General features: G+C 37.5%; 17 protein-coding genes, 1 tRNA gene and 2 pseudogenes. 4 read left to right on the top strand and 16 right to left on the bottom strand.

The features are described 5' to 3' along the window. Positions 1 to 51: 51 nt before the first annotated feature. A complete protein-coding gene (locus P767_RS0112740) occupies positions 52 to 1,362 on the top strand; it encodes a sugar porter family MFS transporter (protein WP_026764828.1) in 1,311 nt (436 codons plus the stop codon). Here the strand turns inward: P767_RS0112740 and P767_RS0112745 are convergent. The 3 genes and pseudogenes from P767_RS0112745 to P767_RS0112755 form a co-directional block, all read right to left on the bottom strand. Next, positions 1,359 to 1,937, bottom strand: coding sequence for a hypothetical protein (locus P767_RS0112745; RefSeq protein WP_026764829.1), 579 nt, complete (start codon positions 1,935 to 1,937; stop codon positions 1,359 to 1,361). The two genes, P767_RS0112740 and P767_RS0112745, sit on opposite strands and share 4 nt — an antisense overlap. Continuing rightward, positions 1,921 to 2,924: pseudogene (locus P767_RS0112750) on the bottom strand (IS30 family transposase). The gene P767_RS0112745 and the pseudogene P767_RS0112750 overlap by 17 nt, the downstream one beginning before the upstream one ends. Before the next feature lie 155 nt (positions 2,925 to 3,079). Further along, positions 3,080 to 4,492, bottom strand: coding sequence for a hypothetical protein (locus P767_RS0112755; protein WP_026764830.1), 1,413 nt, complete (start codon positions 4,490 to 4,492; stop codon positions 3,080 to 3,082). Positions 4,493 to 4,574: 82 nt separating this feature from the next. Here P767_RS0112755 and P767_RS17040 point away from each other — a divergent pair, with 82 nt between their 5' ends. Next, entirely contained in the window at positions 4,575 to 6,992 is a 2,418-nt protein-coding gene (locus tag P767_RS17040) for an alpha-L-rhamnosidase-related protein (protein ID WP_037351829.1), read from the top strand. A gap of 15 nt (positions 6,993 to 7,007) precedes the next feature. On the opposite strand, the gene P767_RS0112765 is transcribed toward P767_RS17040, so the two are convergent. From P767_RS0112765 to P767_RS0112820, 11 genes and pseudogenes are all read right to left on the bottom strand, one after another. Next, a complete protein-coding gene (locus P767_RS0112765) occupies positions 7,008 to 7,532 on the bottom strand; it encodes a CopD family protein (protein WP_026750371.1) in 525 nt (174 codons plus the stop codon). Continuing rightward, a complete protein-coding gene (gene hemH, locus P767_RS0112770; protein WP_026764831.1) occupies positions 7,529 to 8,551 on the bottom strand; it encodes a ferrochelatase in 1,023 nt (340 codons plus the stop codon). The genes P767_RS0112765 and hemH overlap by 4 nt, the downstream gene beginning before the upstream one ends. A gap of 4 nt (positions 8,552 to 8,555) precedes the next feature. Continuing rightward, on the bottom strand, positions 8,556 to 9,920 hold the full coding sequence (hemN, locus tag P767_RS0112775; protein WP_026750369.1) for an oxygen-independent coproporphyrinogen III oxidase: 1,365 nt from the start codon (positions 9,918 to 9,920) through the stop codon (positions 8,556 to 8,558). Further along, a complete protein-coding gene (gene hemL, locus P767_RS0112780) occupies positions 9,921 to 11,207 on the bottom strand; it encodes a glutamate-1-semialdehyde 2,1-aminomutase (protein WP_037351832.1) in 1,287 nt (428 codons plus the stop codon). A gap of 1 nt (position 11,208) precedes the next feature. Then, positions 11,209 to 12,183, bottom strand: a complete 975-nt coding sequence (gene hemB / locus P767_RS0112785; RefSeq protein ID WP_026764833.1) for a porphobilinogen synthase — start codon at positions 12,181 to 12,183, stop codon at positions 11,209 to 11,211. A gap of 14 nt (positions 12,184 to 12,197) precedes the next feature. Beyond that, complete coding sequence (gene hemE / locus P767_RS0112790; protein WP_026764834.1) at positions 12,198 to 13,220, bottom strand: uroporphyrinogen decarboxylase; 1,023 nt, start codon at positions 13,218 to 13,220, stop codon at positions 12,198 to 12,200. Further along, positions 13,207 to 13,764, bottom strand: a pseudogene (locus P767_RS0112795) (uroporphyrinogen-III synthase); the annotation flags it as partial. The pseudogene P767_RS0112795 and the gene hemE, both read right to left, overlap by 14 nt. A 139-nt stretch (positions 13,765 to 13,903) precedes the next feature. Beyond that, on the bottom strand, positions 13,904 to 14,815 hold the full coding sequence (gene hemC, locus P767_RS0112805; RefSeq protein WP_026764836.1) for a hydroxymethylbilane synthase: 912 nt from the start codon (positions 14,813 to 14,815) through the stop codon (positions 13,904 to 13,906). After that, positions 14,812 to 15,816: a glutamyl-tRNA reductase gene (gene hemA, locus P767_RS0112810; RefSeq protein WP_026764837.1), complete on the bottom strand. Its 1,005-nt coding sequence runs from the start codon at positions 15,814 to 15,816 to the stop codon at positions 14,812 to 14,814. Before hemA ends, hemC begins: the two co-directional genes overlap by 4 nt. A gap of 409 nt (positions 15,817 to 16,225) precedes the next feature. Continuing rightward, positions 16,226 to 16,297, bottom strand: a tRNA-Arg gene (locus P767_RS0112815). Between the two features lie 55 nt (positions 16,298 to 16,352). Then, the gene (locus tag P767_RS0112820; protein WP_026764838.1) at positions 16,353 to 17,933 is read right to left on the bottom strand and encodes an amidohydrolase family protein; all 1,581 of its coding nucleotides are present in this window, start codon (positions 17,931 to 17,933) and stop codon (positions 16,353 to 16,355) included. A 108-nt stretch (positions 17,934 to 18,041) separates the two neighbouring features. Between P767_RS0112820 and P767_RS0112825 the strand changes: the two genes are divergently transcribed. Beyond that, positions 18,042 to 18,692: a tetratricopeptide repeat protein gene (locus P767_RS0112825; RefSeq protein WP_026764839.1), complete on the top strand. Its 651-nt coding sequence runs from the start codon at positions 18,042 to 18,044 to the stop codon at positions 18,690 to 18,692. A 2-nt stretch (positions 18,693 to 18,694) separates the two neighbouring features. Then, complete coding sequence (locus tag P767_RS0112830; protein WP_026764840.1) at positions 18,695 to 19,174, top strand: GNAT family N-acetyltransferase; 480 nt, start codon at positions 18,695 to 18,697, stop codon at positions 19,172 to 19,174. 45 nt (positions 19,175 to 19,219) lie between these two features. On the opposite strand, the gene purN is transcribed toward P767_RS0112830, so the two are convergent. Both purN and P767_RS0112840 read right to left on the bottom strand, forming a co-directional pair. Then, positions 19,220 to 19,792: a phosphoribosylglycinamide formyltransferase gene (purN, locus tag P767_RS0112835; RefSeq protein WP_026764841.1), complete on the bottom strand. Its 573-nt coding sequence runs from the start codon at positions 19,790 to 19,792 to the stop codon at positions 19,220 to 19,222. 2 nt (positions 19,793 to 19,794) lie between these two features. Further along, a complete protein-coding gene (locus tag P767_RS0112840; RefSeq protein ID WP_026764842.1) occupies positions 19,795 to 20,079 on the bottom strand; it encodes a hypothetical protein in 285 nt (94 codons plus the stop codon). Positions 20,080 to 20,312 lie beyond the last annotated feature (233 nt).

The raw sequence follows: 20,312 nt of genomic DNA on the forward strand, positions 1-20,312 counted from the left end.
ATTTTGTTCAGCATTCATTTATTGAATAAATTACTTTGAACAAAACTTGCCATGAATAATAAATTAGCAATCTGGTCTATTACCGTTGGCCTGGGAGGATTTCTTTTTGGATTAGATGTAGCGGTAATATCCGGAGCTGAACAAGCCATTCAACAACTCTGGTCTTTGTCTGACTGGATGCATGGAACGGCGATTGCCATGGCATTGTACGGAACGGCTTTTGGTGCTGCCCTGGGAAATATCCCTGCGAATAAAATCGGAAGAAAGCAAACCCTTATCTGGATTGGTATATTGTTTTTAGTTACTTCTATAGGCGCAGCCTTAGCAACCAATGTGTATGTATTTATGTTTTTCCGCTTTGTAAGTGGACTGAGCATTGGAGCGTCTTCAGTAGTTGCACCTGTGTACATTTCTGAAATTGCTCCACCCAAATATAGAGGCAGGATGGTGATTTCCTTTCAGCTGAATGTAGTGGCTGGAATTTTGATTGCCTATTTCTCTAATTATTTATTGGCTGGTGTTGGAGGTGAGAACGATTGGCGCTGGATGCTGGGTGTAGTGGCAATTCCCTCTTTGTTTTTCTCTTTATTAATGGTGATTACACCTGAAACACCCAGATGGTTAGTGCTCTTTAAAAAAGACGATGCAGCTGCAGCAAAAGTGCTGGCTTTAACGGGGGAAGATGCACCCAAGGTAATTGCAGAAATTAAGGCTTCGGTTGGTAAAGCTACCACAGAGCCTTTGTTTAATAAGAAGTTTTTTAAACCTTTATTACTGGCGTTTTTGATAGCCTTCTTTAATCAATTATCCGGAATCAATGCAATCATCTATTTTGCTCCCAAGGTTTTTGAAATGGCAGGGATTGGCAGAGAAGGTGCATTGCTATCTACTGTTGGAATTGGCGTGATGAATCTGATTTTTACCATTGCCGGCTGGTACCTGATTGATCGTTTTGGAAGAAGGGTATTGATGTTTATTGGATCTGCTGGATATATCATTTCACTATCCATGATTGCGATTTCTTTTAATAGTACTGATGATTCCATGGTAGTCTATTATGTATTCATGTTTATAGCAGCGCATGCAGTGGGTCAGGGCGCTGTGATCTGGGTATTCCTGTCTGAGTTATTTCCCAATTCTGTGCGTGCAAGCGGTACTTCGTTCGGATGCCTGGTGCACTGGGTTTTTGCCGCATTAATTGCACAGGTGTTTCCTTATTTTGCCGCCAATGTTTCCGGTACGGTGATATTTGGATTTTTTGCCTTTATGATGGTGTTGCAGTTATTGTATGTGTGGAAAATGATGCCCGAAACCAAAGGTGTTGCGCTGGAAGATATGGGTGGAACTGTGGTATTGCATTAATCCTTCCAGCCCCAGGGAGCCAATGGCGCTTCTATAGGTTGCTTTAGATTAAAGGAAACAGTGAATAGTCTGTCAGACCCAATCCTTCGCAGGTTATAAGTGCAGCTGCTATCATTGATGGTAATCCACCATACATTGGAAGCGGCTGCAGGTATTGTTTTTTGTGTTTGAATATCAGCAGGGAAGATCTGCATGTGCTCAAATCCCTGATTGGTGCTTGTGCCACCGTATTGGGTTACTTTATCTTCAGAACCATCTTCGTGTCGATGGTCATGCTTTAGTGTTATATTATTCTTACTGCGCGTAAGCACCCAGGTTCTGGATCGGTTATCTCCCACGTTAAAAGGTATCCTGATGCTATTTTCTGCACAGGCTTTTACATGCATGGTTAGTTTTTTGTTGCTGAAATCAGGAGTAGCGCCACTTACAATGGTTCCTTCATAAGCTTTGCCACAATGCTGTTGAAGCGTAGTCCAGAAACTATCTAATTTACTTACAGGTGATTGAGCCAGTCCTTTTAAGGAAATAAAGAAAACAACAAATAGTATATATCTAAGTTCAAGTAATAAGTGCAATTTTTTGTTGCAGCACTTGATTAGGGGTTAAGTAATTAAATTTTCTAACTGGTCTATCATTCAATAATTGTTCAACACGTTTTATTTGATAATTTGATACCATACTAAGGTCAGCTTTTTAGGGAAAAACCTTCTGATCTGTCCGATTCTATTTTCTACCGTTCCTTTATCTTGACTGGTATAAGGTCTGGTAAAATAGGTGTCAACATTCAACGCTTCTGCAACTTCTGTATGATTAGCAAATCCTAGATCATTATCAAAAGTTACTGTATGCATTGGATAAGCTGCTTGCTCAAGTTTTTTAATAATGACTTTACTCACTGTTTCACTGCGCCTGTTACGAAGCTTGTGAAGACTAGTATGTAAAGTAGCTCTATCTGTCATAACCAATAATGCACCTTTATGGTTCTTACCCATCATAAAATCAACTTCAATATCACCTGGCCTAATTCTTTTGCTGACGATTTTAGGTCGCTTATCTATAGGCACTCGGTTAGGAATAATACCACGGCTATCTTTTTGATTGCCCCGCTTTCTTCTTCGTCTACCGTGTTTCAGGTGCAGATATATTCTTTTGTAGGGTTTATCTGCCGCCTTATTACCATGCTTCGATTGCCAAATCCATTGGTAAAGCCATTCAATACTCAAAGGACATTTGCCTGTCTCTTTGCCTTTAACACTAATCAACTCAGGGCTCCACTTTTCAACAGACAACCATTGAACAGCTTGTTTTTTCATAGACAAATCAAACTTCACCAGCTTGGGTTTATGCTGATGTCTTTGTTCTGTTCTGCGTTGTGCATTGGCCGCCAAATACGTTCCTGCTGTCCTTCCGCGTTGGGCAGTATTCCTGCGGATCTCTCTACTTATGGTAGATGGATTTACCCCAAGTTGCTCCGCTATCCAATTTTGTTTCATTCCAGAAGTAATGAACGATTCAATCTGATATCTTTGTATCAAACTAAGTTGAGTGTAATTTTTTGTCATAGTAACCAAAAGGTCGCACTACTTGGTCAAAAGGCAAAAAGCCCTCAAAAGCTTTTTTGCCTTTTGTTTAAAAATTGCACTTATCTGTTGAACTCAGCATACTTCATTTTGGGAATTTGAAACAATATACACGATTGTGTTTTTATTGGTTAGAATCAGTAGCCATAAATCTCATTTCTGAAAATATAGTTTAACCAAACCACATTGTCAACGTTATGGATGCTAAATACCTGATATTGATTATTGCCTAATAAAGTATCGTTTTTATACTGTAACACATAGATTATGCCACCAGTGAACGATTTGGGCTCGCTCATGTAAAATTCAATGGGTTCGCCGTTAGGTTTCAAAAAGAGTTTTGCTTCAGCTGCTACTTGTAAAGCCAATTGATAAGCAGTTTGTTCGGCATCAAATCGATCTGCACTTTTTTCTAGCGGCGCCATTAATTGATAAGTATTTAGTTTGCTTTTTTTAAATACTACATGTGCAGCTGCTTTTGGTTCCAATACATATAATTCAGTAGGAATCATTGATCCGCCTTTATTTACATCCCAGGTTGTTCCGGATTTATATAAATCTCTAAAATCGTCGTGATTGGCATAGGCAACCAAGCCTTTTTGCATGAGGTCTATAATATTCTTTATCCTAAAATCTTTTGGGGGTTTTGCACCTGACCAGGTAATATAATTGTTATTATTTTCAATGGTATAATACAAATCATGGTTGGGCAAGAATCCCATTTCCGGGAAAATGGATGCGTTTTCCTTTCCTGGTATTCTGATATACAAATACTCTGTTTTATTAATCCAGAAACTAAATAGGTAATAGGCTTTTAGTTTGGCTAAATTTTCAGAAGATAAAGTGGTTAATTCTTTCGGCCAGAGGTTGGCATTTTCTGTTCTTAAAATACCAGTTGAATCCACTTGAAAAAGTCTTTTCATTCTGGCTGCTTTTAATTGCCAATTAGGGGGTCTTGTAACATAGTAGGAAGTTGATTCTTTATAAGTGTTTAATTTATTTAGTTGAACAGGATAATTTGTATAAGCGTGTAATTTTTTTATTGGCTTACTGGTATCAGCAGTTTCTTGTATTGTAGCATAGTAACTGTTTAGAACAACATAGTAATGCCCTACCACTAAAGAAAATGATTTCTTGAATTGATATTCAGCGGGTACATGACCATTCACTGATGGAAAAAATAGTAAAACCTGATATTCGTCTGTTAGTGCTCTTACGCTATAACCATTTAGGGTTTGAATAATTTTTTCCTCTTCTTCATTAATGCCATCCTGAATCCATTCTGGCTGGCATTCTTTTTCTAACCCATTCAAGAGGTTCTTTGCCTCTGATCCAGAATATCCCCAACCATCCTGTAAACTTTTGCTAACTTTTTTCTTTGTTTCTTTATCCTTTACCATAGGTGCATCTATTACAATTCCTTTTGCACTTAGAATTCTGTATTTATACATCTCACTAATATATACTTCCCCTTTTTGAGAAAGGGTCAGGTTGCTTAATGCTGTAAAAAGCATGAGCAGGATTAGTTTGCCGGAATTTCTTATGTTCATGATGAGATAATTAGTAAGTAAAACTAACTTCCATTAATTTTAATAAGATACCGTCTAAACGGTATTCTTAATTCTGTTATTTATGTCAGTTCTAAAGTCAATCCTGTTATTCAGTGCCATGTGTTTTTGCTGTTTAATTCTTAACGCAAAAAGCCCGGCTGTACAATCAATTAGTTCTTTATTTGAAACCCAATTTTCTCTGGCCGGGAGGCCTGCATTCTTATCAACTCCTTACAATACGGCAGGTGATAAATTGTATATGATAGGGCACCAGGATGGCAGTTTCCCAGACCTAGGCTGGCATGTTAAGGGAGAAATGGGTGGAATCTGGCATCATCCAATTAAACTGATGGATGGTTTTACGGCTACTTTATACATGGGTCAGAAATCCGTAATTCTTAATAAGGCTAATTTGTTTGTAAATTATCCCTTTGGTAATAAGCACGTTTTTAATATTGATGATTCAGAACTTATTGTGGAGCGTTTTCAGTTTGTTCCTGATCAATTGGGAGCTTTGTATATTGAATATAAAATCACTAATAAAGGTAAAAATGCCAAGCGTTTGAATTTTGAATTTGAAGCTATTTCCAACCTAATGCCTGTTTGGCTGGGAGAGAGAACCGGTATGCTTAATTCAAAAGATCAGGCTACTTATGAGGTTAATCAACAGCGCTGGATAGTAAAGGATTCATTAAATCTCTGGTGGCTGGTATTCGGAAGTGCTGCCAATATTTCTGCTGTTCCAGTAAAAAGACAAGTAGTTGGAAAAGTCAATACAACAATAAATTTAACGAATTACGAATTGACCATTGCCCCCAATGAATCGGTTTCTTTGCCTTTCGTGATTGCAGGATCTGCACAGTCTAAAGAGCGTGCCATCGCTGCTTATGAAACACTGCAAAGATCTGCTTATGTTTTGTTGGAAAACAAAATAAAGCGCCTGCACAAAATGAATGAGATTGCCAAACTACAGTTAAATGACGCTTCATTAACGCGAAGTTTTGAATGGTTGAAGTACAATAGCGATTGGTTAGTAGCAGATGTTGATGGAATGGGAAGAGGCATTGTAGCCGGACTACCCGATTATCCCTGGTGGTTTGGCGGTGATATGGCTTATACATTAAAGGCTTTGATTGCTATGGGCCAGAAAGACCTGGTGTATAGTTCCATTGATTTAATACAGCGCATTTCTCAGAAGCAAAATGGGAATGGAAGAATTGTGCATGAAGTGTCAACCAATGGTGCCGTATTCAATCCGGGTAATGTGAACGAATCACCTCAATTTATTTCCCTGCTTTGGGAAGTATTTTGCTGGACTGGCGATATGGCCTTTCTTGTGAAATATTTTCCTGCAGTAGTAAAAGGTTTGAACTGGGTTTTGAACGAAAATGATGCAGACCATAATTTATTACCAGATGGAGCCGGCATGATGGAAATTCACGGTCTCACTTCTGAAATGATAGATGTTGCCACTTATACGCAGAAAGCATTTTCCGATGCGGCGCAGATGGCTTTAATTCTTAGAAAAACCGATTTGGCAAAAGACTATCAGCAAAAAGCGGATTTGATAAAAAAGAAAATCAATGCGCAGTTTTGGGTAGAGAAAGATCAGTCCTATGCAGATTTTATTGCAACAAAATCACAAGCACTGCATTTGATATCAGATGCAATTGTTCGGGCAGATACATTAGGGAATGATTGGGCGGTAAATGCTTTGAAAAAACTTCAGCGCCAGACAATTCAAGACACGAGTAACCTGCCAAAAGGCTTTGTATTGCATCATAATTGGGTAGTAAACACGCCTCTGGAAACAGGGATTGCTCCAAGGGAAATCGCAATAAAAGCTTTGAATACGGCCAAACAGTTTTCTAATCCCTTTGGCATGTATGTTACAGGTATTGATAAGAATGTAAAAAGGGATGAACAGGAATATTCCTATGCAGCAGCGGTGGGAAAAAATGATTTCACTTATACCGGTACCGTAATGACTTTGCCCACTGCCGTTCAGATTATTGCCGAAAATAATTACGGCAGGCCTAATGAAGCTTATGCGCTTTTGAAAAAAGTAGATAAGACATTTGGTTATGCACTGCCTGGGTCCATGTATGAAGTTTCTCCCGATTATGGCATGATGACGCAGGCCTGGAATGTTTATGCTTATGGTGTGCCTATTGTAAAGCAGTTCTTCGGACTACAACCAATGGCATTTAAAAAAGAGATAAGGATTGCTCCTGTATTGCCAGATTCATTAAACCAAGGTTCTCTGGAAAATATACCAGTTGGAGGTAATGTATTTTCATTCTCTTTCAGCAAGACAAATAACAGGCTAACCTATAAATTCAAAAGCAAAAAATCAGGATGGCGTGTAATATTTAGATTGCCAACCAGTAATTTTTCAATCTGTAAAGTGAATAATAAACTTGTTAAGCCTCATTGGAAAGATGGATTCTGGCAACTTATTATAAGAGAACCTAATGCAGAAATAGCATTGTCCTATTAATTATACTATGCAAGTTTAATTTCTTATTACTTTATAAATCTTAATTGTGATAATTATTATTGAACTTAATCCCACAATTCCCATTAGCCCATAAACCAAACTCATCTTTTCTCTTACAACTACTAGCATAACTATTGACATTAATAATACAGTCGGCACTTCATTCCATAGCCGTAACTGCTGGCTTGTATAAATGAAAATTCTTTTTGAATGTTTTTTATAAATAACATGTAACGATAAATGGTAAATAAATAGTAATACAACAAATGAAATTTTAATCCATAGCCAACCAGGAATTACAGGATAATAAGAAAGAAGCGAAGTGCCAAGTACTAATGTAATTACTGCTGAGGGTAATGTTATGGCATATAACAGTCTCTTTGTCATAATTTCAAATTGAGATAGCAGAATATTTTTTTCTATCTCAGATTTGCCTATTGCTTCACGCTGATAAATAAAGAGCCTACATAAATAAAACATTCCACTAAACCAGGTGACTACAAAAATTATATGTAAAGCTTTTATATAAAAAAAGCTCATGACAGATGTTTTTTAATTAAATGATCAATAGCTTCAATCCATAATGTATCGGTATTGAGACAAGGAACAGTTACAAAATGTTCTCCTCCACTTTCTTCAAATTCTTCTTTGCCTTCAACATGTATTTCTTCTAGTGTCTCCAAACAATCACTTACAAATGCGGGTGAAACAACAAGTAGATTTTTAATTCCTTTTTGGGGAAATTGCTTCAACTGCTCAGCTGTATAAGGCTGTAGCCACTTATCACTACCCAGGCGCGATTGAAATGAAAAACTAAATTCGTTTTCTTTTATGCCTAGTTTTTGAGCTACAAGTTCAGTTGTAACTTTTACTTGATGACGATAACATACTTCATGTGCTTCTGAAGCTGTATTACAACAATTATCACAAGTAATACAATGTTTTTTTGTTGAATCCGTTTTTTTGAGATGTCGAACCGGAATGCCATGATAACTAAATAATATATGGTCGTATTTTTCTTTCAAGAATGGACGAATGGATTCAGCTAAAGCATGTATATATTTTTCATCTTTGTAATAGGGCTTGATAACTGAAAGCTTAAAAGAATAACTCCCTTGCTCATGATTTGCTTTAACGTGCTCAACAGCTGTTTCATAGCTACTCATGGCATAATGTGGATATAAGGGGAGAAAAATCACCTCTTCTGCATCAGGATGTTCTCGTTGAATGGCATCTAAGGAAAATTTTGGAGTTGGATTAGCATAACGCATACAAACATAAACCGGCATGCTTGTTTTTTCTTGAACTAATGCAGCTAATTGATTGGTTATTGTTATCAATGGTGAACCTGCTTTTGTCCAAATGGTTTTATATTTCTTTGCACTTTTCGGAGCTCGGAAAGGCACAATTATTCCCTTAACCAAAATATATCTTAATAGAAATGGAATATCGATTACTCGTTCATCCATCAGAAATTCATCTAGATATCTTCGAACATCTTCTGTAGTAGGAGTATTAGGGGATCCTAGATTTCCAAGCAATAAAATTTTCTTTCCCATTGTATTACAAAGCTTTACTGAATTGATTTTTTGATATACCTGCTTCAAATAGATATTGATCTATAACTGATGTGATATTTCTAATGAATAATCTTCCTTCTGGTTGTACGAATAATCTTAATTCATTCCAGTTGATTAATCCATCTTCTTCCATTTCATTCCATTTTTTCTGTATATAAAAAAGGTGCTGTTCTGAAAAAAATGAAGTATCTAATGCTAAATTCCCCTGACACATTATGTCTATTATCAGTTTGCGAATCTTAATATCTAAGTCTGATAAAATATGACCACTAACAAAAGCCCAATTACCAGAATTAATTTTATCCTGATAAGACTCAACTTCTTTATCATTTTGGGCAAATGCTTCCCAACTATCACTTATACTGGAGGTGCCTAAGCCAACTAATAATTTATTATTTGTTGTAGTATAGCCCATAAAGTTTCTGTGTAAGCTGCCATTGTTATATGATTTTACTAATTTGTCAGAAGGCAATGCAAAATGATCCATACCAATGCTTTTGAAACCTGCTTCACTCAACATGGCATTCCCCAAGCTATACATAGCAATTTTTTCTGCAGCAGCTGGTACATCTTCATCACTATATCTGCGTTGTCCTTTAGATTTCCATGGAACATGTGCATACGAATAAAAAGCTATTCTGTCGGGCATTAATAATTTTGTTTGTTCTATCGTATATTCAATTGAGGAAAGTGTTTGCTTAGGCAAGCCATAAATAAGATCAAGATTTACACTTTCAAAACCCAATTGACGAGCTTCATCAATTACTCTTTTCGTTTCTTCAAATGTTTGTATTCGGTTGATTATATATTGTACATCATAATTAAAATCCTGTACACCCAAGCTAATACGATTGAAACCAACGGATCGAAGCGCTTGCAAATGCTCAAATGTTGAGTAATTAGGATGAACTTCTATGCTGAATTCATGATCTTTGAAAATCTTAAAATCTTTGACTAACCCCTGAATTAATTTTTTCAAATGTTCAGGTGAAAAAAATGTAGGTGTCCCCCCACCAAGATGAATCTCACGAATAATAGGGTTGCCTGGGAACACGTTCAAGTACATTTCCCATTCTTTTAAAACAGCTTCAATATATGGTGCTTCAGTACTATGGTTCTTAGTGATTCTTTTATTACAGGCACAATATGTACATAACTCTTCACAAAATGGTAAATGAATATAAAGGGATAATTCATTTTGCTCATTTACAAATCTTTTCTTGATTATTTCTAACCATTTATCAGTATTAAATGCTTGTTTATTCCAGTAAGGTACCGTTGGGTAACTCGTGTATCTGGGTACCGGAACGTCGTATTTATTTAATAACTCAATAAGGTCTTTTTTCATTTAAAATGATTTTAAGGCTAGGATAGTTCGGTCAATTTCTGAATCTGAGATTGCTGTAGAGACAAACCAGGTTTCAAATGCTGCAGGTGGAAGATAGATACCCTGATTGAGCATATGGTGAAAGAAACGATTAAAAAGAGGGATATCTGTTGCTAATGCATCATCAAAGTTGTTTATTGGATGCTCAGAAAAGAAAACACTAATCATGCTCCCCAATTGGTTTACTACTACAGGGATTCCTTTTGTTGAAAAGGTATTTTGTATTCCATTAGCTAATTGAATTGTTTTGACTTCAAGTTGATTATAACACAAAGGGTTACTCTTTAACATTGATAGCGTTGCAATTCCTGCTGCCATAGCCAAAGGGTTTCCACTTAGTGTGCCCGCCTGGTAAACCTTTCCAAGTGGAGCCAAACATTCCATTATTTCTTTTTTCCCTCCAAATGCCCCAACAGGAAGTCCGCCTCCAATAATTTTACCAAATGTTATAAGGTCGGCTTTTATATTTAATTTTTCCTGAGCACCTCCAGCAGCTAATCTAAAACCTGTCATTACTTCATCAAAAATGAGCACTGTATTGTGAGCTGTACATAAACTTCTCAACCCTTCTAAGAAACCTACTTTCGGTAACACACAACCCATATTACCTGCTACTGGTTCTATGATAACGGCCGCTATTTCATCTTTATTCTGTTCAAATAAAGAAATAACTCCGTCCAGGTCATTATACTTTGCGGTTAGTGTATCCATTGCTGCTCCCGCTGGAATGCCTGGTACCGTTTGTATGTCAAATGTTGCAACTCCGCTTCCAGCTTTCACCAAAAAGGGATCTGCGTGTCCATGATAGCAACCTTCAAACTTGATAAACTTATTTTTTCCAGTATATCCTCTTGCCAAACGTAAAGCACTCATACATGCTTCTGTTCCACTGCTGACAAAACGGATTAGTTCAACATTTTGCACCAATGACTTTACTAATTCTGCCATCTTTGTCTCCATTTCTGTTGGTGCACCAAAGGAAAACGCTTTTGTGGCTTGTGATTTTACCGCCTCTACTACTACTGGATGATTATGCCCTAAGATCATAGGACCCCATGAATTTATATAATCTATGTAACTGTTTCCATCAGCATCATAAATGTAGGCTCCTTCTGCCTTTTCCATAAAAACTGGATTCCCGCCTACACTTTTAAATGCACGTACTGGAGAATTTACCCCGCCTGGAATTGAAAGTTTTGCATAAGAAAATAAATCCTCACTCTTTTGCCTATTACTAATCAAATTCATTTTATAGATTATTTAAAATGCGAATAATATCTTTAGAGAAATAGGAGGCTATTAGGTCTGCACCTGCTCTTTTTATGCTTAAAGTAGTTTCCATTATAGCTTGATCTTCATTCAGCCAGCCTTTTTGAGCAGCCGCTTTAATCATTGCATATTCACCACTCACATGATAAGCGCTTACCGGAATATTAGTGGCATTTTTTACTTCTCGAATAATATCCAGATAAGACAGAGCAGGCTTAACCATAACAATATCAGCACCTTCGTGAACATCTAAAAGAACCTCTTTAATGGCTTCTTTTCTATTGGCCGGATCCATCTGATATGTTTTTTTATCACCAAATCCAGGAGTTGAATCAAGTGCATCCCTAAATGGACCATAAAAACAGGAAGCATATTTTGCACTATAACTCATGATACCTGTATTATGAAATCCTGCATTTTCTAGCGACTGACGAAGCGCAGCAATTCTACCATCCATCATATCACTGGGAGCAACAAAATGAGCTCCTGCTTGAGCATGACTAACTGCCATTTTTGCCAATATTTTAATGGTTGTATCATTATCAATTTCCTGGTCTTTCACTATTCCATCATGACCATACATGGAATAGGGGTCTAAAGCAATATCTGTCATGATAATCATTTCCGGGATATGTTTTCTAATTGCTCTTATGGCCGTTTGCATTAATCCCTCAGCACGTAGGGCTTCTTTTCCTTCATTATCTTTTCTTTCATCAGGACATTTTATGAATATTAGAATAGATCGTATTCCTAAATTGAATAAAACAAATACCTCCTCCAATGTTTTGTCTAAGCTTCGCCGATAATAACCTGGAAGAGATGGAATTTCTTCTTCAATATTTTCACCTTCAACAATAAAAAGCGGAGCAATTAAATTTTGCGGTTGTAAAATTGTCTCCTGAACAATTTTTCGTATTGAAGCAGATGCGCGAAGTATTCTTGGGCGATGGATCATAATTTCTACCTTTTTTATTTGTAAGATTTAACAGCCTGTACAAAAGCTTTTGCATGTTCAACTGGCACATTGGGTAATATGCCATGACCCAGATTCACGATATATCTGTCTTTCCCAAATGCATCTATCATTTGTTTTACTTCTTTTTCAATTTCACTAATCGGTTTTAGCAAATGGTTGGGATCAAAATTTCCTTGTAGTGTAACTTTGTTATGTGTTAGACTTCGCGCTAATGCTGGATGGATTGTCCAGTCTATGCCTAAAGCAGCTATATTTAAATCAGATAAATCTTCTAACGCATACCAACTCCCTTTCGGAAAAAGAATAACAGGTGATTCCCCTCTAAGTGCATTTGCTATTTTAAGTAAATAAGGCTGAGCAAATTCTTTAAAATCATTTGGAGAAAGTAGTCCGCTCCAACTATCAAAAATCTGTACACAATCAACCCCTGCTTTAATTTGATTTCTCAAATATTGAATGGTAACCTCCGTTATTCTTGTTAACAGGTCATGTGCCAATTCTGGCTGGGAGAAGCAGAATTGTTTTGCTTTATCAAAAGATTTTGAACCCTTTCCTTCTACCATATAACAAAGAATGGTAAATGGAGCTCCGGCAAATCCAATTAATGGTACTCGATTGTCTAACTTTTGTTTTGTAACCTTGATTGCTTCATAAACATAAGAAAGACTTTCTGCTGCTTCATTTACAATTAAAGCTGCAAGATCAGCCGAATTTGATATTGTTTTTGGTAGTATTGGCCCCTTTGTTTCTACCATTTGCACTTCTAAGCCCATTGCTTGTGGAACAACCAAAATATCTGAAAATAATATGGCAGCATCTGTTCCAATTATGTCAATAGGCTGAACTGTAATTTCGGCAGCTAATTCAGGTGTCTGTACACGAGTGAAAAAATCATATTTTTTTCTTAGTGCAATATACTCTGGTAGATATCTTCCGGCTTGACGCATCATCCATACCGGGGGGCGCTCTACCACATTTCCTTTTAAAGCACTTAATAACAGGTTATTTTTTATCATATTTCATTTTTTTATATAAGGCCATTAACATGGCTTCAGGCGTTGGATTTTTCGCAATCACTGCATTATAGGTATCCGTATAGTATTGAAGGCGCGTAAAAGTTGTATTGCCAATGCATATATATATTCTTTCTGAAGAAAATCTATTTGCGACGGAGAAACTGTCAATTGCACTGGGGCTAAAAAATAGAATTGCTTCAAATGGAATAGCATCTACCGGTATTGGATTTAATTCGGTTTGATAGACAGTAAGATCTTGATAAGACATTCCTGAACCTGTAACTACATATCTTAAATCGGGCAGCGTAAGATTCCCAATTGGGTGAAGAATTTTTTGAATATTTAAAACTGCTTTGTTCAGCTTAATTAATTTACCCAATTCATTTACATTTGGGGCAGTAATTCTTGGTACTAAATTGCAAAGCAAAAGTTCATCTCGTGTTGCACCCTGTAAAGCAAAAATGTTTTTTTCGGCTAATAATTTTTTATCAATATTTTCAAGAAAGTATTGAACAGCATTTGCACTTGTAAAAGCATAGCTATCATATGATTCTAGCGTGAAGGGTGTACAAACAAAATCGTTTTTTTAATTTTAGTAAATGATTTACAAACCAAGTTAAAGCCAAATTCTTCTTTGGCCTTTCTCTTGATATCCATGTTTAATTGCTTTGTACTCAATACCATCATTTCTTTCTAATTTCTTCCATCAATAAAGTGGCACCTGGTATTGCCAGCATATCATTCGCAAAAGAAGCACCAGCCCCTATTATTTGATCATTGGTTAATCTTTTTTTACTTCTATATGATTTTGTCCCATCTATGCTATGTATAGCACCTTCTATCAATATATTATTGTCTTCAAATCTGGTTAAACAACTTACAGGTACAGAGCAACCTCCTTGGAGAGTATACATAAACTCTCTTTCTATTAAGGCAGCTACAAAAGTTTGATAATGATTGATTTTTTGACAGATATCTTGAATTGTTGTATCATTTGATCTGCAAAAGACTCCAATAATCCCCTGAGCGGGGGCAGGCAGCATCCAATCTAAAGTGGTTGTATTTTCATTTAATAATCCCAATCGCTCAAGACCTGCTTTTGCGAAAATCATTCCTGATAATTCTTTTTGATCATTTAATTTATTCAAGCGGGTTTGGATATTTCCCCTAACAGGAACAATTTGATGTGTAGGAAATCGTTCAAGCCACTGTGATTTTCTTCTGATACTACTTGAGGCAATGGTCAATCCTTTCTCAATAAAGTCAACAGCATATTTAGTTACAATCACATCCTCGAAAGATCCTCTAGGTAAAACAGCACTAAGAGAAAGGCCAGAAGCAAGCAGAGTAGGAACGTCTTTTAGTGAATGTACAGCAATATCAATTTTATCATTCAAGAGTGCAGTGTCTAATTCTTTAGTAAAAACGCCTGCTATACCCATTGCATAAAGCGGAGTTTTCAAGTCTAAATCTCCAGAACTTTCAATACCTATACATAAAGCCCTATAGCCTTTGCTCAACAATGCATCTTTGACTGCATTGGCCTGCCACATTGCTAATGGACTAGTACGTGTCCCTATTCTAATAGTTTTCATGCGTAGATACTTCTTGCTTTTTTTCTTTCCTGCCAAGAATACAGCTGTTCAATATGAGTATCGATTATTTTAACGGCAATTGGGATTTCTTTGGTTCTTCTTTCTAAATTCTGATTAATTTCTATTGATAAATCATCCACATTGTACAAGGATAAACCTTCTAATTCATACACATCAGGAGATATATTAGATGGAACTGAAAGATCAAAGATTATTTTTACCGATGTATTTGCAATCATTGATGCTTTTATTAAATAATCTTCTGCAGCTGTTGCAACAATTACTATATCAATATGGCTTAGTGCTTGTTCAATATGATTGAGTGAATAGATTTCAATTTGTGAATTATTTAGCGACAATAATTTGTCTACCGATCTATTTACAATTGAGAGTTCTGCTTCAGGAAGATGTTGACGAATGTTTCTAAATGTAGTTATTCCTATTTTACCCCAACCAATGAGACATATTTTTAAAAGGTTGAATTCACATTTTTTCAATTTTTGTATGACTGCGTAAGAGGTTGATGTTGTTCCATCAGAAATATTCGTTTGTGTTCTAACTGTTTTACCTACCTGTAGAGAAGTTTCAAATATTTTTTGAAAAATACCGGTTGTCATACCCGATTCATTCGCAATTTTAAAAGAGGAGCGGAGCTGTCCTGCAATTTCGTAATCACCTATAATCTGAGATTCTAGACCAGATGATACTTTAAATAAATGTTTTATTCCTTCGCGCCCTTTTCTGATAATTACATGAGCTTCAATATCAATATCATCTGCAGATGTGTATTTTTGAAATATATTTATAGCCTCCTTTTCACTTAATTCGTATCCATAAATTTCTGTGCGATTACAGGTTGAAAGTATTATAATATTGCTTCGGCCCTCACGTTTAAAGTGCGCATAAATTTCTTTGATAGTTTCATGACTAATTGAAAATCTACTGCGTACATTAACGATAGTTTTTTTGTAATTGACTCCAGCCACAAGAAACTTTTCCATCCTATTTGAGCAATTTCAACAAAAGTATCCTGTAGCTTTTGAGATAATTGTCAAGATTCATTAAGTGACAACTGAATGACAAATAACTCCATTATTTTACATTGCGTTGACAAATTAGGCTTGAATAAATTCATATTAAAATAAACCAGTATTGCTAGGCGGTAAATTAAAAGAAGTATTATAATACCTAAGTAAGTGAGCCAGAATTGATAAATAAGTCACAAGCCAAGATTGTCTTTTTTCAAATGCCAAGATTGTCGGTCTGCGACCGACTTCTTCCCGTATTGAACTTACTCAAACCCCTTACGGCTACCTGCGGTAGCCTGGTCTTTCATTTTCATCAGCTCACGAACGCAAGCGTTCGCCGCTGCTTCAAATTAAAGACCGCAGCTTTCGCTGCGGGGGTTTGTGGTCTCGCCAAGAATCGAACTTGGATCTAGAGTTTAGGAAACTCCTATTCTATCCATTGAACTACGGGACCCTGATTCATTATGCGCGTATTGCAGCGCTGGAATCGGCGCGAAATTAAATGATTTTTATTTTATTCCGGGTTGCTTTAATTGCCATCCGGTTTTCTTTTTCTCTTCGTCTACCATTTGCTTCACATCGGCCAGTAATTTTTTAGCGTCGTATACAATGCCTTCTTTAATGGTGTAGGCAACTCCACCTTTACGAATGATTTCATTTTGGTCACTCAACTCTATTGCTCCTGTGCCGTAGAAATATTGCAAATTCTTTAATGGATTACCATCCACCACGCAGAGGTCAGCCAGCTTGCCTGGTTCAATGGTTCCGATTTCCTTTTCCATGCCCAATGCCTGAGATGCGTGCATGGTGGCAGCGCGTATCACTTCCAGCGGATGAAATCCCGCTTCGCGTAACAACTCTAATTCACGTACAAATCCAAAACCGTATAACTGATAAATGAATCCATTGTCGGACCCTGCTGTTACACGACCGCCTCTGTTTTTATATTCATTAATAAAAGTCATCCAGAGTTTGTAATTGTGTTTCCATTCTGTCTCTTGCTCTGTGCCCCAGTTATGCCAGTAAGATCCATGTGATACCCTGCTGGGTTCGTAGAACTTCCATAAAGCGGGTAGGGTATAGTCTTCATGCCATTCTGCTCTTCTGGCACGCATTAAATCTCTGTTGGCTTCATAAATATTCATGGTCGGGTCCAGGGTAAAATCTGCTGCAATCAAATCATTCATCACTTTATTCCATTTCTCTGAATAAGGAGCTGCTGCCTGCTTCCAGAGTTTACCTGCTTCTTCAAAACGATGCTGCTCATTGTTGTAATTATAATCTGCAGGATAATTCTGTAGGGTTCCGTTTTCAAGCATGGCTTCCGGCAAACCATACCAGTGTTCCATACTGGTCATGCCTGCTTTTGCAGATTGTACCACATTCCATCTGGCTACATCCAGCTGTGCATGATGCGCAGTGCTTCTTAATCCCAGTCTTTTGTTTTCTCTGATGGCAGCATCCATTACTTCCGGCGATGCTCCAAAAAATTTAATGCCATCTGCTCCTTTTGCTGCATTTTCATTTACCCATGCCCTGGCTTGTTCAGCGTTTACAATAGGTGTTTTACTTCCCTGTCCAAATGCTGTGTAGGCAAAGATTCTGGGTGCTGTAATGGTATTGGCTGCACTTTTCTTTTTATGATCTAATACCCATTCCAAACCATTGCCTGCTGAAGGATCGCGAATGGTAGTTATACCATGTGCCATCCATAATTTAAATACATATTCAGCCGGTGTGCCCTGTGCTTTTCCTCCGATATGTCCGTGCATATCAATTAATCCAGGCAATACATATTTGCCACTACAGTCAATTTCTTTACCGCCAGCTTTTAGTGCTGGTCTTGACTTAGGATCAATGGGCATGCCAGGATTACCTACATTGGCAATGCGCACAATGCGGTTATTTTCTATAATAATATCTACTGGTCCATAAGCGGGAGAACCGGTTCCGTTTATCACCATGGCTGAACGAAGAATCAGTTGGGTATAAGGTCCCTGACCTTCCTTCACCAAGGGTGCTGGTGTTATCTGTGCGCCTGAATGAATTGTTACCATCAGGCATACAAGGGCAAGCATGTATTTAACCATAAAAATGTTTTGCTGAAGGTAAGCCGCAAGCCGAAACTTCCCAAGCGATTCTGTCTGCTTATTGACTGCTCATGAATTCCGCTTATCTTTGCCCCCCAAATTAAGCGCATGAAATTCTATAATACCATTATTAAGTATCGTTTTTGGCTGAGTTTGCTGGCCCTTGTGGCGGCTGTTGGCGTTAATATTTCCAGCGGTTTCTGGCCTGCTTTCATTTTGTATTTTGTAGGGGTGATTGGATTGGCCAGCCATTTCTTTATTGGGCCATTGCGTTTGATTCAGGAGCCAATGGAAAGAGGAGATATGGATGAAGTAGAAAGAATTCTGGATTCTGTGTGGTATCCTAACTTGCTTTACAAGCCTGTTCGTTCTACTTATTATACCATTAAGGGCAATATGGCTATGATGAAACAAGACTTTGACAGTGCTGAAAAGCACCTGAAGAAGAGTTCTGAACTGGGTGCTCCCATGCCGGAAGCAGAAGGTGCCAATAAGCTTCAGTTGGGTATGATGTGTATGCAGAGAGGCGATTTAAAACAAGGTGAAAGCTATATCAGAGCCGCTATCAGAGCTGGAATTGCGGATAAGGAAAGCGAAGCAGTTGCTTATATCAGCATGTGTCAGATTTTTATGAACAAGAGAGAGTTCAGAGCTGCTAAAGATTATTTCAGAAAGGCAAAAGCCTGTAAGCCCACTACCAAGCAAGTAGTGGATCAGATTAAAGAAGTGGAAAAATACATTTCCCGTATTCCTGGTTAGTCATGCTTACGATTCAACATATTACAACAGAGAGTGCCGGACTGGAAACAGCCCGGCATTTGTTTAAGGAGTATTCCGATGAACTAGCCGTTGATCTTTGTTTTCAAAGTTTTGATGTAGAACTAAAAGACCCGCTTAAAAAGTACGGACCTCCGGCAGGATCATTACTCATTGCTTATTATGATGAAAAGCCTGTTGGTTGTGTTGCCCTGCAACCCTTGCCGGAAGAGGGTGTTTGCGAAATGAAGCGACTCTATGTACAACCTGCATTCAGAAAGTTCAAAATAGGAGATGCATTGGTGGCGGCCATTCTGAAAGAAGCCAAGCGATTGGGCTATGCAAAAATGAAGCTGGACACGCTGGAAAGATTACAGCCTGCGATACAATTATACCTAAAGCATGGTTTTGAAATTACTACCGCGTATTACCACAATCCCTTACCCGAAGTGGTTTATATGGAAAAGAAAATTTCAATAGATTAAAAATTTATCGTGGGGAGAAAAAAACATTGGTCTGCCAGTAAATTTTTATTTCAATTCTTTCAAAAGATTTTCTATTACTACTGGGAAATGCGCATGTTCCAATACATGAATTTTAGCGGCTAAGCTGGCTGGTGTATCGGTGGGTTCAATAGTGCATTTGGCCTGAAAAATAATGTCTCCCTCGTCGTAATGGGCATCTACATAATGAATGGTAATACCCGACTCTTTTTCACCTGCGGCAATCACTGCTTCGTGAACATGCATGCCGTACATGCCTTTCCCCCCGTATTTGGGCAATAATGCCGGATGAATATTGATGATTTTGCCTGGATATGCGTTAATTAAAGATTCCGGCACCTTCCATAAAAACCCCGCCAGCACAATAAAATCAATGCTTCTGGCTTGTAGCTCTTTTACGCAGGTATCCGATACTATAAAGCTTTCCCGGTTAATGTACAGGGTGTCAATTTGATTGGCGGCTGCAATCCCCCAAACTCCTGCTTCTTTTTTATTACAAACAATCAGGTCAATTACAACTGTTGAACTATTTTTAAAGTGCTCGATTATTTTAGCAGCGTTGGAGCCTGCTCCGGAAGCAAAAATGGCCAGTTTAATCATGACTACTTTCTTTTATTCACCATTTTGTCTTTGATTCTGCCCAGGTAGCGCTTGAAAAATGAAAATTGTCCGAATGGAATGCTGATTAGCAGCACACAGAAAGGCCACAAAACGGTTACTACAACTACGTAAATTACAAAATAGAGCAGGTTTCTCTCCAGGTTTGCGTACGAAAGCAGTAATCTGCCTAGGTATCCGCACATACTTCCGCCCAAAGCGAAAGTGCTGAAAATTAAGGTGAACTGAAACCAGCTTACCTGCCATTTGTTTTTTAACCGATGTAGCATGCGTGCAAAAGTGCTTTAAAAAGTTCATTTCATGACAATTCCCAACAGTATTTTGTTGAACTCATTGAAAATTAAGTGGGATAAGGCTAAAAAAATTCTGTGCCTATTGCGTAATTGTCACAATCGTATCATATTTTTGCCTCCGTTTAAGGATATTTTTCCACACCAGAACCATCGTTGTGCATATGATATTGTCAAGATCCATAGCAAAAGCCAGCATTGCCGCTTTTTTA

The organism is Sediminibacterium salmoneum NBRC 103935, assembly GCF_000511175.1.
GTDB classification, from domain to species: Bacteria; Bacteroidota; Bacteroidia; order Chitinophagales; family Chitinophagaceae; genus Sediminibacterium; species Sediminibacterium salmoneum.